Origin of the sequence: Pseudomonas sp. (genome assembly GCF_030147005.1) — a bacterium.
Classification (GTDB): domain Bacteria; phylum Pseudomonadota; class Gammaproteobacteria; order Pseudomonadales; family Pseudomonadaceae; genus Aquipseudomonas.
On sequence record NZ_JASLAW010000180.1, the window covers coordinates 1 to 14,571 of the forward strand.

Genomic DNA, 14,571 nt, shown 5'->3' on the forward strand with positions numbered 1-14,571 from the left:
CTCAGCAAGAAATGATTCTCTGCGAAGATCAAGCTCTCTACGAATAGTGTCGTCGCGAAGAGAAATCTCTTTACGGAATTCTTCAGAACGGCGATCGGTTTCTTTTTCTATTCGTTCGACACGCTTATCCATACGCTCTTCAATGGCGGACAGAGTGGTGCTGAGTTCTTCGCGGGTAATTTCATTCATTCTGGGATTATGCGCTGCCTTGAACGGAGTGTCATCACCCTCAGCGGGGATTGATTTCCCCCTAAATCCAGACGCAGCTTTGTCGAACTGAGCCCGAATGGTTTCCGGGGTAAAGCTGGTCAATTTTCAAGCCCTCTTTCGCCCAGCTCAGAGTTTTTTTCAGACCTTGAAGATTCTTTCATCCAGCGATCAAAAACGTAACGGTGATACATGTTTATATGGCCGCAATTTCGGCAACAAAGCAGTATCGCAGCATGATAAAGCTTGAGATCCCCATTCAATGGAATGGCGCCCTCGCTGGCATTGTCGCCACCATCATCGAGTAAAATATTCCAGTCCCCAGTTCCGCATGATGGACAGTCTGATTTAGGGGTTTTTTCTTCGAAGAAACGGATCAAATCATCTAGCTTCATTGGATCGTCACTAGTAAATTCAATTCTTTCCATACGATACAGCTCCATAGGATAATAATTTGCTGCCAGCCGGATCTTGTAAGCACGGTCGGCATAAAGACAGCCCTTACAGCATCCCGCCGCGCCAAACCGCGCGACCATTGCAATCAGATGCCTGGCTCGGCTTCACACCGGCAGCCCGTTCCACACATAAAGCACCCGAGCCAGGATATGAGTGTCATCCACTAGGATTTCCTCTGGGTCGTGGTGCTTGTTGTCCGAAATCATCTTGAAGCGGTCCTTGCCTTTCTTCTGCAAACGTTTCACGTACAGCATGTCGTCGTGGGAGAAGAGGTAGATACCGTCTCCGGTGAATTCCCTGATCGTGATGTCCACGAGCAGCGGGTCGCGGTCTTTGATCGTCGGCGCCATCGACTGACCCCACCCGGTGATCATCTTCAGGTGAAAGTGTTCTTTAAAGGTGAGGCCCAGGTCGCGCAGATGTTTGGGGCTGACCCTGATGTCCTGGAGCATTTCCGGGTATTCGTGCGGGATCTGCCCGCCACCCATCGCTGCGCGAACATCATAGTGGGCAATCCACACCTCGTCGCCGACCTGTCCGGGGCGGGAGAAGTCGACCGCGATTACGTTGCTTGACCCCAACTCCCGCGCCGTCTCGCTGACGGCGTCCGCGATCATCCTGCGCGCGTCATCAGTAAGATTCTTGCCGTGCTTTGCCAGCATCAGATTAACGATTTCAGCAGTGGACGGACGAGTAGCCTGATCGGCTACCTGGTCAGGCGCGCCTGGCGACTCAGTCCGCGTGTCTAGCAGAAGTTCGGACTTATCGACGCGTAGCGCCTTGGCCATCAGTTCTATATCTGCGAAGGACGGCTCTCGCGTCCCGGCCTCGTAGTTACCGACTCGGGATTGCGACCAGCCGCAAGCCTCGGCCAGTTGAGCCTGTGATTTTCCAGCATTTTTACGTGCGCGTTTGATGCGCTCAGCTAATTCGGTCATGCGCGGGATTCAATCACGTATTGAAATACCCGGCTTTCACTTATTGTGTTTGCCTTTAACACGATGCGTGTTTATCCTTGAGCCAAGAGCTATAGGAGCGATTTCCATGAACCACGTCCGAAACATTCGAGAGAAAGCCGGGATTACCCAGGCTGCACTTCGGCGGTCGCTTGGGTGGAATCAATCACGCCTTGCTAATTACGAGTCCGGCCTTCGCTGTCCGGGGCTCAGCGAGGCACGACTGATCGTGTCTGCATTGAACGCCTTGGGTGCCAAGTGCGTTCTAGATGAGGCATTTCCGCCTGCGGGAGTTTCATCCCAGTCGGCCGCCTGACATCCCTGTCCGCCGTTCCAATGAGCAAATGATCGCCTCTGCACCTGCAGGGCGCCACGTAAAGAATTTCGAGGTGTTACATGCAGGAATTGATGAAGGCGATCTATGACGTGGTTGACGACCACGGGGCAGGGCGGATTGCGGATGGCGCCAGCTTCTCTTCGAAGACGCTGCTTTCACAGAAAGCGAACCCTGACTACGACAGCCACAAGCTGAACGTCCAGGAACTGCACCGGATTATGAAGTTCACCCAGGACTTCCGTCCGCTGAAGGCGTGGGCCGAGGCTTTCGGTTTCGACCTTGTGCCAAAGGAAAAGCCGGAGGGCATCAACCTCAACTCCGCGTTGCTGCGCTTGCACGCCGACCTTGCTGACGTGACGCGCCTTGCGTTCGACGCCCAGGCCGATGGCCGCGTTTGCACTCGCGAGAAATCCGAACTGCTCAAGGAGGCCGAGGAAGTGATCGTCAGCTTAGAAGTGTTCAAGCAGTCGGTGAAAGCAGCCTGAATTTAAGACACAAAAAAGCCACCGGACGAGGGTGGCTTTTTCTACAGCGGTAAACAACTGGAGCGAATCATGCACCAACACACCGAATCGATCAATAGCCCCAACAATCTCGCGCCACGTTCTCCGCAATCTGAAAACGTGGCGCGCAATTCCTCAGCGATTCCGTTCGACTTCGACGGCGCCGCGATCCGAGTCATTACCGACAAGCTCGGCGACCCCTGGTTTGTTGCCCGCGATGTCGCTGACGCCCTCGGCTACTCAAAACCGGAAAACGCCGTGGCCCGTCACTGTAAGGCTGCGACCACTACCCCGAAACAGGGTGGTGGTTTCATGACCATCATTCCTGAGCGCGACCTGTACCGACTGGTGATGAAGTCGAAACTGCCGGCCGCCGAGAAATTCGAAGATTGGGTGGTGGGGCAGGTCCTGCCGAGCATTCGCAAGACCGGCAGCTTTTCTGCCCAGGGCCCGAACAACTCCAAAATCGTCGGCGAGCTCGCGATTCTGGAATGCTTCGACCGGCTGCTGAAGCCTGCGAACTCCAGCAAGATGATGATGCTGGCCAAGATCGCCGCCAACAACGGCCTGGACGCCAAATTCCTCCCGGGCTACGCCGTGGACGCTGCGACTGACGCCGCTGGCGGATCTTCGATGCCTACCAAGGCAATCACCGCCCTGATCAAAGATCACTCCATCGCCAGCACCGCCCGCGCTTTCAACCTTGCACTCAAGGCTCACGGCTTCCTGACTCTGCTCCAGCGCAAAAACTCCAAGCAGGAAATGGTCGACTTCTGGTCCGTGACCGAGAAGGGCCTGGCCTACGGCAAGAACCTCACCAGCCCTCAATGCCCCCGCGAGACGCAGCCTCACTGGTACGTGGATCGCTTTCTTGAATTGGCCGGCCTTGTCGGCAAAGGAGCCAAGTAATGGCCCGCGCACGCAACATAAAGCCAGCCCTGTTCAAGAATGAAGTCTTGGGCGTGGCCGATCCAATGCTGACCCTACTGTTCGAAGGCCTTTGGTTGCTCGCTGACAAAGCTGGCCGTCTTGAGGACCGACCTCTACGCATCAAAGGCGAACTTTTCCCCTATCGCGACTGCATCGATACCGAAGGTCTGCTGTCCTGGCTCGCATCGGAAGGCTTCATCACTCGCTACACGGTCGGCACGAAGCGCTTCATCCAGGTCGAGAACTTCGACAAACATCAGAACCCGCATCGTAATGAACCGGAGTCAGTTATCCCTTCTTTGTCAGAGGGTTGTATCGCTACCGATTTTGGCGGAACTACTTCTGCCATTGTCGGAAGCGCTCCGGCTGATTCTCTGATTCCTGATTCCGGATCCCTGATTGCTGATACCCGCAACCCGTCAACGCCTCCGGCATTGCCGACTTCGCCGGGTGACGACCTGTTCCCGAAGTTCTGGAAGCTGTACCCGAACAAGAAGGGCAAGGCGGCTGCCGAAAAGGCATGGAAGAAACTCAAGGTGACTGATGATCTGTTCGCCCTGATCGCCGAGGGCCTGGCAAAGCAGGTTGTTTGCCCAGCCTGGACCAAGGACGGCGGGCAATTCATCCCGCACCCAGCTACCTGGCTGAATGGCAAACGCTGGGAGGACGAAGTGAAGGCTGCCAGTAACGTCCACCAGTTCCCACAATCCCGCCACGCCGGTTTCGCAGAGCGCGACTACACCGCAGGCCTGATTCAGCGTGAGGACGGTTCCTATGCGCTCTGAGAAGGTTATGGCGCTTCCAGAAGGCGCGCCGCCGATCCGTACCCAGCCGGCGGAATGCGACAAGCACGGCGGTTTCGACCAGAAGGTCACTGTGCTGCTGGGTCGCGAGTTGAAGGGCGGTTGCCCCGAATGCATGCGCTCCATCGCAGAAGAGCGTGAAGCCAGCGAGAAGGCGAACAAGGCCTACGGGCTGAGGATTGCCCTGGCTCGCAAGCTGGGCGATGCGTTGATCCCGAAACGCTTCCTCACTCGCACGCTGGATAACTACCAGGTCGAGCATGACCAGCAGCGCAAGGCGTTGAAGTTCTGCCGCCACTACGTAGCCACGTTCGACCAGATCCGTGAAGTAGGGCGCTGCATGGTGCTGATCGGCAAGCCTGGCACTGGCAAGACCCACCTCGGCGTGGCCATCGCGAACGAACTTCTGCACAAGACCTCCCGGTCGGCCGTGTACCGCACGGTTGGGGCAGTACTGCAGGCCATCCGTGGCACCTATGACCGACACAGCGAGCGGACCGAAGGCGACATCCTGGCCAGCCTGATCAATCCCGACCTGCTGGTGCTGGACGAAATCGGCGTGAGTAAGGAGCAGCCGAGCGACTTCGAACTGACCACCCTGTTCGCAATCATCAACGGCCGGTACGAGCGCGAGGCACCGACGGTGATCATTTCCAACCTGGAAGCGAGTGATCTGGGCCGAGCCATGGGCGACCGCTGCGTTGACCGGTTGCGGGAGGGCGGCCTGATCGTCGTACCGTTTGAATGGGAATCTCAGCGCGGCAAGGACGGGTTCTGACATGAGCGGACCAAACAGTTTTGAGCCTGACTTCGCGGCCGAAAGCGAGAAATTCCGCAAGGATGCCGCCAAAAAAGGGATGTGCTTAGAAACGCTTCCGGGTGGGTTCTACGTCGAGCAACGCACCCAGCATGCCTGGGCCGAATGGATCCGCAGGGTAGTCCGGGAGCAGCAATCATGAAACGAGCAAACCCAGCACAGCTACGCCAATCCCTTGAGATGGCAGACACCATGGTCAAGCACGGCATTCGTTTTGTGTGCATGCCGGTGGTGGATGAGGCGGACTTAGCCAATCTCGCCAGCCAAGCCGCTGAGCGCTTTGATCGCCTGGCGTTGATCGCAGAAGCAGCGGAGCAACGGACATGAGCAACCACACTAAAGAGCAATGGCTCGTAGACCGGCAGGACTACTGCGTCTGCGTAATGCGAGATGGAGATCCGCTTGAGATCGCCACCATTGGAGCCATGGACCACAACGGCATTAAGTTCGTGATCGGCGACGAGAGCTGGGCGAATGCTTACCTGATGCGCACCGCTCCTGAGCTGCTGAAAACCCTGGAGGCGATGATGGACAAGGCCTACAAGCAGAACTGGAACGATCAGTATCCAGAGTTGCTGGAACAGGCCGAGAAGGTGATAGCGCTGGCTAAGGCCGGGTCTGCTCCGGGTGATGGCGGTGAGTCGCTGGAGCAAGAGCTATGACATACGTCCGCGAACAAACATCCGCACAGCTTGGCGCTCACATGCGTAGCTTGAAAAAAATGGCTGGCTGGTTCGATCCGCTTTCCGACCGGCTATGGCAAGAGGTTGAAGCACTCCAGGCCGAGCTCGCCGGCCTACGCACCGGCTACGAAGCCTACGAGCGGGTGAATGCGGAGCTGAAGGCTGAGAACGAAACTCTGATCGCAGCTGCACAGGCGCTACGTGATGAATGGCGCAAGGATCAGGCTGATGCGCAGCGGTATCGGTTCCTTCGGAATGAAGTCTCCAGCCGCGTGCAGGACTACTGCATCGTCAAGAAATTTTGGGGCGGCACCTTTCCTGATCGAATCCTTGTGCTGGATGGGGCTGATGCCGAGATCGACGAGGCCCTTGGCCAGGGGAAGAAGTCATGAAGACCTCAAAAGCCCTTGAAGGCTTCGCCTACTGCGCCTTCCTTGTCCTTCTCTCGTCAATCCTCGTAGGCCTGGTACTGGCGGTGTGGATGGCGATCTATGCGGGGGTTGCGCGATGACCAGCCTACAGATCCGCAACGAATCAGACCGCAGCAAGGCCATGGGCTACATCGCCGGCCTGGACCTGGCTAAGCCCAAGAAGCTGGCCATCACCGAAGTGGACCGCAGCGGGGAGCAGAATAAGGCCCTGCACGCGGCATTGGCCGATATCGCCGCCCAGGTCGAGCACGCTGGGAAGAAGTGGGATGTCCTGATCTGGAAGCGCCTCCTGACGGCCGCGTGGCTGCGCGAGTCGGGCGATCAACCGCAGATGATACCGGCGGTAGACGGCAACGGCTTCGACGTCATCTACGAGCGCACAAGCAAGCTCACCGTGAAGCAGTGTTCGGAGTTGATCGAGTGGGTTTTTGCGTTTGGCGCCGAGCACCAGGTGCGATGGACGCAGAAGGACAACTGGGATGGACGCTATGACTAACAACTTCAAGCCGGGCGATCTGGCTCTTGTCATCTCGGGCGGGTATTTCGGCGAGACCGCAGAACTGGTGCGATTCATAATGCCTGGCGACCTGATCGTGTCGCCCACCACGGGCAAGGTTTACGAGTTCAGGCCGGCTGCTGGGGTTGGCGGATGGCTGTGCAAGTTCAGATGCATGCACGCGGTTAAGCACGAAAAGAACCTGATGCCCTTGCGCGGCAACTTCACCCATGAGCAGCAGAAAGCCAAGGAGGCTGTATGACCATCGAACGGAAGCTGGCCAAGCCTAAGAAATGCCGCGTTGCTACGTGTGGGGCCTCATTCGTGCCTGCGCGGATGGGGCAGGCGGTGTGCAGCCCGGCGTGCGCAATGATCGACGCACCCAGGCATGAGCCGAAGGCGCGCAAGGCGCTGGCAGACATTGAGCGCAAGGACATCCAGGTACGCAAGGAGAAGCTGAAGTCCCGGGCGGATCACGCCAAGGAGGCTCAGGCAGTCATCAACCGCTACGTGCGGTTGCGTGATGCTCATCTTGGCTGCATCAGCTGCGACAAGCCGGCGAGCTGGGGCGGCCAATGGCACTGCTCGCACTTTCGCAGCGTGGGCGCCGCCGCGCACCTCCGCTTCAACCTATGGAACATGAACAAGTCCTGCTCCCAGTGCAATGCGCATTTGAGCGGAAACATCATGGTTTACCGGCCCCGCTTGGTCGAGAAGATCAGCGCCGAAAAGGTGGCGTGGCTGGAGTGCAATCAGGATCTGGTCCGCCATGAAATCCCTTACTTGAAGCGCCTGAAGGCGATATTCACAAAGAAGGCGAAACGCCTGGAGGCTCGAATCCAATGCAATGCAGCGTAGATAACTGTGAGCGTGAGGCGACCTACAAAGCGGCTCAGCTTTGCCAGATGCATTACTTCCGTGTCCGCAGGAATGGAACCGTCGTGAAGACGCCGATAGGTAGGGCTCTTCGGTACGTAACGCCGAATGGATATATCACCCTGTACAAACCCGGGCATCCGCTTTCAAACAAGACCAATTGCGTGTTTGAGCATCGGTACGTGATGTGGCCGATTGTTGGTCCTGACTGCCGGCCGTGCGAACTGTGCGGCAAGCCTCAAACCTGGGCAACCTGCCACGTGGACCATATTGACGAAAACCGTCAGAACAACGTCGCCACGAACCTGAGGATTCTCTGCCGTGGCTGCAACGTGAAGCGGGGTTTCCGGCCTGAATCGCATGAGTTCCGCAGCAAAGTGGGTCTGATCGAATTCGAAGGGAAGCGAGACACATCGACAAATTGGGCCAGGGACCCACGCGTGAAGGTCAGCGGTAACACTATTCGCCTTCGAAAGGCGGCAGGAATGACTGATGAGGAGGCTCTGTTTTCCGACAAGGTTACGCACAACGGCCGGAGAAAGGCGCCAGCGCCACGCAAAACCAATCACAAGCACGAGCGTAGCAATGCCGTAGCCATAACCATTGAGGGCGTGACCATGTCTGCGGCCGAGTGGGCGAGGGTTGAAGGAACTGTCGTCACTGAAAACACCATCATCAGCAGGGTTCGATCTGGATGGGACCCTATTGAAGCGCTTATCACTCCAGGACGGAAAAGGCCGGTTGTCGACGAAGCCATCAAGGCCAAATATCGCGCAATGACCAAAGAACTGAAGAAGGGGCTCGCAGCATGAAACTGATCAACGCAAGGCAGGTATGGACTGAGACTCAGCACGAATCGAACGCGTCGATCAGCGCTGTGGCCATCGACAAAGCGCAATCGGCACCTATCAAGAAGGGGCAGCGCATGCGCCGCGCCGAGGCTGTGTTCGCTGCGCTGGGGGAAGACAAGGAGGAGCGCATTCAGGTTGTGCGCCAGAAGATCAGCATCAGCGAAACCCGGCGCACACCTGCTGGCCGGTCAACCGCCCGTGCCGCTCACCTGGCCACCATCGGTAAGGTGTTGCGCGCCATCGACACACTGCCGTTCCAGGTGCAACAGTTTGGCCACTATCTCTACCACCCGGCAATGAACATGCGGCACCTGCTGAATGCGGTGCTGTTGATCACTGCAAAGGCCGCGCTGCCAGACCTAACGTCGGCCAAGCGCGTGAAGGCGCAGTACCTGGTTACCCTGGCCCTGCAATCGTACAAGGGGGAGGTGGCCGGGTCTGCCGAGTGGGGCCCGGCGCGGGTGGCCGCCGAGATGAACACGTTCTTCGGCGTGACCATCGATCCGAAGAATTGGACGCGCGACTGGCTCGATCTGTGGGAATCCCTGAAAGAAGTGATCAAGGAAGTGGATATTCAGGCACAACAGCCGGTATGGCAGGTGATTCACTCGGAAAAAGATCAAGAGGCGGCATAATCATATTGACATGACGGGGTTTTGAGCGTACTTTTCCCATAGTGCACAAGTAACGCGAAACGCACACGAACCCCTGAGTCCGGCATAGCGCCGGGCTTTTTGTTGCTTTGTATTCGGATCCTGAGCTAGCTTGCGACCTTAACATCACAGTAGGGAAGCTCGTATGCGTCGTGACAAGAAATACCTAAAATTAGTCTTGGAGCTTATAGAAGAGTCGAACAGGCCTATACCTTCCGTGCCCGTGGATGCAGTGGTGGAAAAGGCTTGTGAAATTCACGGCGAACTGGAAGAGGTGAGGTTCCAGGCGCAAGCCGCGATTCTTCAGCTTTGGCACGGTGATTTTATCAGTCTCGATAATGCGCGACTTGTTGAGGGCGGGCTCGCCGCGGGTAAAATCACGCGCATTACATGGTCCGGATACGACCTTCTGGATTCTCTTCGAGATGCTGAGAATCAATGGTCAAAAGGCTGAGCAAAGATTGATTGAGTAGCCCTGCTTACGAGCGGGGTTTTTTGTGTCTGCTGCTTCTCTGTAGCCAGGACAGCCTACGGGAGGCTTGACGTCGATAGTCGCTAGTGCGGCGTACGGAAATAACACCGGCAGCCCGCGCGCCCTGACCTCACTGTGCTTCCAGAGTGGCGCGAGACCAGATCAGCGAGATCGATGCATTAGGGCGTCGACGCTGGGATTGTCTTTGGCTGACAGCGGGAAAGACCGCGCATTTATTCAGGGCCTCGACATTGATCGGGGCTTTTCGTTTTCGGCTCCACCACACCCATTGCTCCGAGCTGGGAGTGCTGCTGGGGCTGACTTATTTGTACAGGTCGTACCTCGGCCACCTTTCTCTATGGAGTGGCGATGGATCCTAACGACCTGGGGCCTGGCACGTTTGCGTGGCTTGGCGGTACCGGCACTGTGTTGCTTGGGGGTCTGTTGTGGCTGAGGAAATTCCTCTCCAAGGACGCGACCGACCGGGCTATGGACAACGCCGACATCGGCACCGTCCGCCGGCTTAATGAATTGCTCGACACTGAACGTGCCCGTGCCAACGCCGCGGAGGCGCGCGCTGACCAGTTTGCCAAGGAGCGCAACGAGCTTGCTGCAGCGGTTGGCCGTATGGAGGGGAAGATCGAAGCCCTTTCAAGCCAAGTAGCGCAGCTCACCGCAACGGTTACTTCGCAGAGTGACGAAATCGCCCGCCTGCGAACCAAGCTGGGAGGCATCAACTGATGGACAGATGCGCAATCAACTTCATCGCCCGCCACTGGTGGAGGCGCGCCGAGGTATGGGTCATTGCTCTCCTGCTGGTAGCCGGCGGATCGATCCTTGGCTACCAGGCCGGCGTCTGGTCTGCCAGTAGCGAGCAGACCAAGCAGCTTGCCGAGGTACGCGCCGCCTATGACGCCGCTCTGGGCACGCGTGATCTGCGCCTGACCAACCTGGCCGAGAAGACCCAGGACGCCGCAGTGAAGGTGCAAGAAGCATCCCACACGGCAGTCCAGGCAGCAGATACAGCCAGCAAGGCAGCCGAGAAGGTCAATGAAGCGGTAGAGCGGCAGACACCGTAATCCGCGGCACGTTTCGCTGAGTCATCAGGCCGTGTCGTACCTGAGATGTAACGGTCGCGAGGTTCCACTAGAATTTTGCAGATAGGCAGGTCTTCAGAGTTTCGTGTTGCTGTATGAGCAAGGTGTTTATCTGAGTTTTTCTTTCCTCGGTCGGAAGGCGGCCAAGGCTTCTAAAGGAGCTCCCGACTAGCTCTTGTTGCAGCTCGCTAATTTCTGTTCGTTCAGGAGCGCAACGCTTAGAGCTATCGGCGAGCGTGGCAAGCTGCAGAGCCTGCCTGGAAAGCTGCTCAATTTTACCATTTGCTTCAGCTAACAGGCTCTCTCGCTGTTCAAGAGCATTTTTGAGGCTAGTGACTTCTGAAGCATTCGCGCTGCTTGATGCGACCAATTCATCAAACTTGTTACGGAGTGACGTGTTGTCCTGCCTGGATTGTGCCGCTTGCTCCTTCAAAAAGTTGTTTTCCGCTTCTATGCGCCCAATTTCTCTTGACTGCTGCGACGAGTACTGCAGGTAACTAAATGCACCGCCTGCGCAGCCAACCACAATTGCAGTGGCCGTAGTTACTACCCACTTGAATGTGTCGTTCACATCGTTGTCCTTTGGCATAAACGAGCGAGCCTATATTGATAGCCATTGAACGTGCAAGCCACCTGGGGCCGTCTGATCAACGTGATTTGAGGTTCGCAGACGGTGATTGCAGGTGAAGATCAAAATGATTAGGCCAGCACCTCCCAAACAGCTATTTAAAGATGGCGGGATTAGCGCCTTTGGCATCCGACTCACTCCAGCTCCTGAGATCTGGGACTGGCTCCAGACCGAGATCCTTGCCGACACCGGCTGCATTCACAACCCAGACCACGCCCACCTACTGGATGCAGACATCCGGGTAATGTGGGCGTCGTCCAGCTTCGTCAAGCAGGGCCGCACAGTCCTGGGCCAGGCCGAGCAGGTTGCGTTCCGTGCCGGAGGTTGGCAGAAAGCCCGAATGGAACAACAGATGCGCGATTGGTTCGGCGACGTGCCGGCCTTCATCATCACCTTGGCTGCGGATTACTGCGCCCAGTGCAGCGATGCCGACTTCTGCGCCCTGGTGGAGCATGAGCTTTACCACATTGCCCATGCCAACGATAAGTACGGCCAGCCTGCCTTCACCAAGGAGGGAGTGCCGAAGCTGGAGATGCGTGGCCATGACGTCGAAGAGTTTGTCGGTGTAGTCCGCCGCTATGGTGCGAGCCCTGACGTTCAAGCGTTGGTGGATGCAGCAAACAAACCCGCAGAGGTTGGGAAACTGAATATATCGAGGGCCTGCGGAACCTGTCTGCTCAAGCTGGCTTAATCCTTGACAGCCCTTGACGGAAAACGAATCTATGGCAGCCCTGAAAGATGAGGTGAAGGCCTTTATTGTCCAAGCTCTGGCCTGCTTCGACACCCCCAGTCAGGTTTGTCAGGCGGTCAAGGAGCAATACGGCATCGAAGTATCCCGCCAACTGTGTGAGCGATACGACCCAACCAAATACTCCGGTCGTGACCTTGGGCAGAAGTGGAAGACGTTTTTTGAAGAGTGTCGCAAGCGCTTCCGGGAAGAGACTGTCGATATTCCGATCGCTAACCGCGCCTTCCGCCTTCGCGCAATGAACCGATTCGTGGAGAAGGCCGAGACGATGAAGAATATCGGCCTGGCCATGCAGATCCTCGAGCAGGCCGCGAAAGAAACCGGTGACATTTACGTCAACCGGGCCAGGAAGGAAGAGGTGGGCGACGAACCGGTGATCCCGACTCGCATCCAGGTCGATGTGGTGGATGCGAGGAAGCCGAATGCCGAGCCTTAACGTTCCGCAGGCGCAGTTCCTCACGCTGCCCCATAAATTCCGTGCGTTCGTTGCCGGTTTCGGCTCAGGCAAGACCTGGGTGGGATGCTCGGCGCTGAGCAAACACTTCATGGAGTGGCCGGGCGTCAACGCAGGCTACTTCGCACCGACTTACCCGCAGATCCGGGACATCTTCTATCCGACCATGGATGAAGTGGCCTACGACTGGGGACTGAAGACCAAGATCAACCAGGCGAACCACGAGGTTCACATTTACAGCGGCCGGCAGTATCGCGGCACTGTGATTTGTCGCTCGATGGAGAAGCCGCAGACCATTGTCGGTTTTAAGATCGGTCAGGCCCTGGTGGATGAGCTGGACGTGCTGACCGCCATCAAGGCGCAGCAGGCCTGGCGCAAGATCATTGCCCGGATGCGCTACAACCTGCCCGGGCTGAAGAACGGGGTAGACGTCACCACGACGCCGGAAGGCTTCAAGTTCGTCTTCCTGCAGTTCGTGAAGCAGTTGCGCGACAAGCCATCGCTCAAGGAGATGTACGGCTTAGTCCAGGCCAGCACGTTCGACAACGAGCTGAACCTGCCGGACGACTACATCGCCTCCCTGATGGAGTCGTATCCGCCGCAACTGATCATGGCGTACCTCAAAGGCCAGTTCGTCAACCTAACGTCCGGCACGATCTACACAGCCTACGACCGCAAGCTCAATGGATGCTTCGACACCGTGCAGCCCGGTGAGCCTCTGTTTATCGGTATGGACTTCAACGTCGGCAAGATGGCGGCGATCACCCACGTCAAGCGCGACCAAGGGCTGCCCAGGGCCGTAGATGAGCTGATCGACGGCTACGACACGCCCGACATGATTCGCCGCATCAAGGAGCGCTACTGGCAGCACGACGGCAACGACTTCAAGAAGACGTGCGAGATCAGGATTTATCCGGACGCCTCGGGCGATTCGCGCAAGTCGGTGAACGCCAGCATCACCGATCTGGCCATGCTCAAACAGGCCGGGTTCGCGGTTATCGCTCCAGCCGCAAACCCGCCAGTGAAGGACCGAATCAACGCAATGAACGCCGTCTTCTGCAATGCGCAGGGCGAGCGCCGCTACCTGGTCAACTCCTTCACCTGCCCATCCTACGCCGATGGCCTGGAACAGCAGGTGTGGGGCACAAACGGGGAGCCAGACAAAACCGCCGGCATCGATCACGCGAACGACGCTGGCGGCTACTTCATCCACCGCGAGTACCCGATCATCAAACCGGTCACCGCTATCAAAATGGGATACGCCCGATGAGCAACGACGTCTCCTTCAAGCGGGCGGAATACACAGCTGTGCTGGACCGCTGGGCAACCGTTCGCGACGTCTGCGCGGGACAGCACCGGGTTGTCGATCGGCTGCCGTACATCAACGCGCACGACAAGTCGCCTGAGAATCAGGACCGGAATCGGGCTTACCGTGAGCGTGCAGTGTTCAAGAACGCCACTGGCCACACTCGAAACGGTTTGCTCGGCCTGGCGTTCCACAAAGATCCGACACTTAAGGTGTCGAAGAAGCTGGAGTACCTGCAAGACAACGCCAACGGCTCTGGTGTGAGCATTTATCAGCACTCTCAGGGCACGCTGGAAAAGGTACTCGAGGCTGGCCGGCATGGTTTGTATGTCGATTATCACCAGGACGACGGCATCGGCGGGCATGCGGTGATCCTCACCTACTGCGCCGAAGAAATCATCAACTGGCGCACCGGGATGGTGAACGGCCATAGCGTGCTGACGCTGGTAGTGCTGAAAGAGTCGCCGGAAATCCCGGATGGCTTCGGCTTCAAGACGGTTGAGCAGTACCGGGAACTGGCCTTGGAGGAAGACGGCTTCGTTTGCCGGGTATGGCGCCGGTCCGGGCCTGAGAATGGCGGGCCGCTGGCGGTTGCTGAAGAATTCCGGCCTTCGGGTGCTGGCGGGCGATTGAGAGAAATTCCTTTCACCTTCGTCGGTGCACAGAACAACGACCCGAGCATCGACGAATCGCCCCTCTACGACATCGCCATGATCAACTTGGGTCATTACCGGAACAGCGCTGACTACGAAGACAGCGTGTTCTGGTGCGGGCAGGCTCAACCGTGGATCAGCGGTCTGGATGAGCAATGGCGCGACTGGATGGAGAAGAACGGCATCTATGTTGGCTCCAGAGCCCCGATGATGC

General features: G+C 57.4%; 25 protein-coding genes and 1 pseudogene. 22 read left to right on the forward strand and 4 right to left on the reverse strand.

From position 1 onward, the window contains the following. The 3 genes and pseudogenes from Q1V60_RS16995 to Q1V60_RS17005 form a co-directional block, all read right to left on the reverse strand. A pseudogene (locus Q1V60_RS16995) lies at nt 1-312 on the reverse strand (hypothetical protein); the annotation flags it as partial. After that, on the reverse strand, nt 309-635 hold the full coding sequence (locus tag Q1V60_RS17000) for a hypothetical protein (protein ID WP_300632625.1): 327 nt from the start codon (nt 633-635) through the stop codon (nt 309-311). The gene Q1V60_RS17000 and the pseudogene Q1V60_RS16995, both read right to left, overlap by 4 nt. Nucleotides 636-767: 132 nt before the next feature. After that, nucleotides 768-1,601 carry a S24 family peptidase gene (locus Q1V60_RS17005; protein WP_300632628.1) on the reverse strand — a complete coding sequence of 278 codons (834 nt, stop codon included), beginning with the start codon at nt 1,599-1,601 and terminating at the stop codon, nt 768-770. Nucleotides 1,602-1,707: 106 nt separating this feature from the next. Here Q1V60_RS17005 and Q1V60_RS17010 point away from each other — a divergent pair, with 106 nt between their 5' ends. From Q1V60_RS17010 to Q1V60_RS17095, 18 genes are all read left to right on the forward strand, one after another. Next, nucleotides 1,708-1,935 (forward strand): helix-turn-helix transcriptional regulator, encoded by a 228-nt coding sequence (locus tag Q1V60_RS17010; protein WP_074900406.1) that lies wholly within the window; start codon nt 1,708-1,710, stop codon nt 1,933-1,935. An 80-nt stretch (nt 1,936-2,015) separates the two neighbouring features. Further along, nucleotides 2,016-2,441: a phage regulatory CII family protein gene (locus Q1V60_RS17015; RefSeq protein ID WP_116078681.1), complete on the forward strand. Its 426-nt coding sequence runs from the start codon at nt 2,016-2,018 to the stop codon at nt 2,439-2,441. 69 nt (nt 2,442-2,510) lie between these two features. Continuing rightward, nucleotides 2,511-3,368, forward strand: coding sequence for a BRO family protein (locus Q1V60_RS17020; protein WP_300632640.1), 858 nt, complete (start codon nt 2,511-2,513; stop codon nt 3,366-3,368). Beyond that, a complete protein-coding gene (locus Q1V60_RS17025) occupies nt 3,368-4,174 on the forward strand; it encodes a phage replication protein (protein WP_300632643.1) in 807 nt (268 codons plus the stop codon). The genes Q1V60_RS17020 and Q1V60_RS17025 overlap by 1 nt, the downstream gene beginning before the upstream one ends. Beyond that, nucleotides 4,164-4,970 carry an ATP-binding protein gene (locus Q1V60_RS17030; RefSeq protein ID WP_300632645.1) on the forward strand — a complete coding sequence of 269 codons (807 nt, stop codon included), beginning with the start codon at nt 4,164-4,166 and terminating at the stop codon, nt 4,968-4,970. The genes Q1V60_RS17025 and Q1V60_RS17030 overlap by 11 nt, the downstream gene beginning before the upstream one ends. A 1-nt stretch (nt 4,971) precedes the next feature. Continuing rightward, complete coding sequence (locus Q1V60_RS17035) at nt 4,972-5,151, forward strand: hypothetical protein (RefSeq protein WP_073452884.1); 180 nt, start codon at nt 4,972-4,974, stop codon at nt 5,149-5,151. Beyond that, a complete protein-coding gene (locus Q1V60_RS17040) occupies nt 5,148-5,336 on the forward strand; it encodes a DUF1382 family protein (protein WP_300632649.1) in 189 nt (62 codons plus the stop codon). Before Q1V60_RS17035 ends, Q1V60_RS17040 begins: the two co-directional genes overlap by 4 nt. Beyond that, entirely contained in the window at nt 5,333-5,671 is a 339-nt protein-coding gene (locus Q1V60_RS17045) for a hypothetical protein (RefSeq protein ID WP_300632653.1), read from the forward strand. The genes Q1V60_RS17040 and Q1V60_RS17045 overlap by 4 nt, the downstream gene beginning before the upstream one ends. After that, the gene (locus Q1V60_RS17050; protein WP_300632655.1) at nt 5,668-6,084 is read left to right on the forward strand and encodes a hypothetical protein; all 417 of its coding nucleotides are present in this window, start codon (nt 5,668-5,670) and stop codon (nt 6,082-6,084) included. Before Q1V60_RS17045 ends, Q1V60_RS17050 begins: the two co-directional genes overlap by 4 nt. Further along, complete coding sequence (locus Q1V60_RS17055; protein WP_300632657.1) at nt 6,081-6,203, forward strand: hypothetical protein; 123 nt, start codon at nt 6,081-6,083, stop codon at nt 6,201-6,203. The genes Q1V60_RS17050 and Q1V60_RS17055 overlap by 4 nt, the downstream gene beginning before the upstream one ends. Then, complete coding sequence (locus tag Q1V60_RS17060; RefSeq protein ID WP_300632659.1) at nt 6,200-6,619, forward strand: recombination protein NinB; 420 nt, start codon at nt 6,200-6,202, stop codon at nt 6,617-6,619. The genes Q1V60_RS17055 and Q1V60_RS17060 overlap by 4 nt, the downstream gene beginning before the upstream one ends. Then, a complete protein-coding gene (locus tag Q1V60_RS17065; RefSeq protein ID WP_300632662.1) occupies nt 6,612-6,881 on the forward strand; it encodes a hypothetical protein in 270 nt (89 codons plus the stop codon). Before Q1V60_RS17060 ends, Q1V60_RS17065 begins: the two co-directional genes overlap by 8 nt. After that, entirely contained in the window at nt 6,878-7,477 is a 600-nt protein-coding gene (locus Q1V60_RS17070) for a recombination protein NinG (RefSeq protein ID WP_300632664.1), read from the forward strand. The genes Q1V60_RS17065 and Q1V60_RS17070 overlap by 4 nt, the downstream gene beginning before the upstream one ends. Nucleotides 7,478-7,560: 83 nt before the next feature. Further along, on the forward strand, nt 7,561-8,307 hold the full coding sequence (locus Q1V60_RS17075; protein ID WP_300632667.1) for an HNH endonuclease signature motif containing protein: 747 nt from the start codon (nt 7,561-7,563) through the stop codon (nt 8,305-8,307). After that, nucleotides 8,304-8,981: a hypothetical protein gene (locus tag Q1V60_RS17080; RefSeq protein ID WP_300632670.1), complete on the forward strand. Its 678-nt coding sequence runs from the start codon at nt 8,304-8,306 to the stop codon at nt 8,979-8,981. Before Q1V60_RS17075 ends, Q1V60_RS17080 begins: the two co-directional genes overlap by 4 nt. A gap of 163 nt (nt 8,982-9,144) precedes the next feature. Continuing rightward, nucleotides 9,145-9,453 carry a hypothetical protein gene (locus Q1V60_RS17085; protein WP_300632672.1) on the forward strand — a complete coding sequence of 103 codons (309 nt, stop codon included), beginning with the start codon at nt 9,145-9,147 and terminating at the stop codon, nt 9,451-9,453. Nucleotides 9,454-9,840: 387 nt separating this feature from the next. Next, on the forward strand, nt 9,841-10,212 hold the full coding sequence (locus tag Q1V60_RS17090; RefSeq protein WP_017736499.1) for a hypothetical protein: 372 nt from the start codon (nt 9,841-9,843) through the stop codon (nt 10,210-10,212). Next, a complete protein-coding gene (locus Q1V60_RS17095; RefSeq protein ID WP_300632676.1) occupies nt 10,212-10,550 on the forward strand; it encodes a hypothetical protein in 339 nt (112 codons plus the stop codon). The genes Q1V60_RS17090 and Q1V60_RS17095 overlap by 1 nt, the downstream gene beginning before the upstream one ends. Before the next feature lie 67 nt (nt 10,551-10,617). On the opposite strand, the gene Q1V60_RS17100 is transcribed toward Q1V60_RS17095, so the two are convergent. Then, nucleotides 10,618-11,139, reverse strand: a complete 522-nt coding sequence (locus Q1V60_RS17100; RefSeq protein WP_300632678.1) for a hypothetical protein — start codon at nt 11,137-11,139, stop codon at nt 10,618-10,620. 124 nt (nt 11,140-11,263) lie between these two features. Here Q1V60_RS17100 and Q1V60_RS17105 point away from each other — a divergent pair, with 124 nt between their 5' ends. The 4 genes from Q1V60_RS17105 to Q1V60_RS17120 all read left to right on the forward strand — a co-directional run. Further along, entirely contained in the window at nt 11,264-11,887 is a 624-nt protein-coding gene (locus tag Q1V60_RS17105) for a putative metallopeptidase (RefSeq protein WP_300632690.1), read from the forward strand. A gap of 31 nt (nt 11,888-11,918) precedes the next feature. Beyond that, complete coding sequence (locus tag Q1V60_RS17110) at nt 11,919-12,380, forward strand: DUF2280 domain-containing protein (RefSeq protein ID WP_017479621.1); 462 nt, start codon at nt 11,919-11,921, stop codon at nt 12,378-12,380. Beyond that, the gene (locus tag Q1V60_RS17115) at nt 12,367-13,668 is read left to right on the forward strand and encodes a terminase family protein (protein ID WP_300632684.1); all 1,302 of its coding nucleotides are present in this window, start codon (nt 12,367-12,369) and stop codon (nt 13,666-13,668) included. Before Q1V60_RS17110 ends, Q1V60_RS17115 begins: the two co-directional genes overlap by 14 nt. Next, nucleotides 13,665-14,571: DUF4055 domain-containing protein (locus tag Q1V60_RS17120; protein ID WP_300632687.1), on the forward strand; the 907-nt coding region annotated here is incomplete at its 3' end. The genes Q1V60_RS17115 and Q1V60_RS17120, both read left to right, overlap by 4 nt.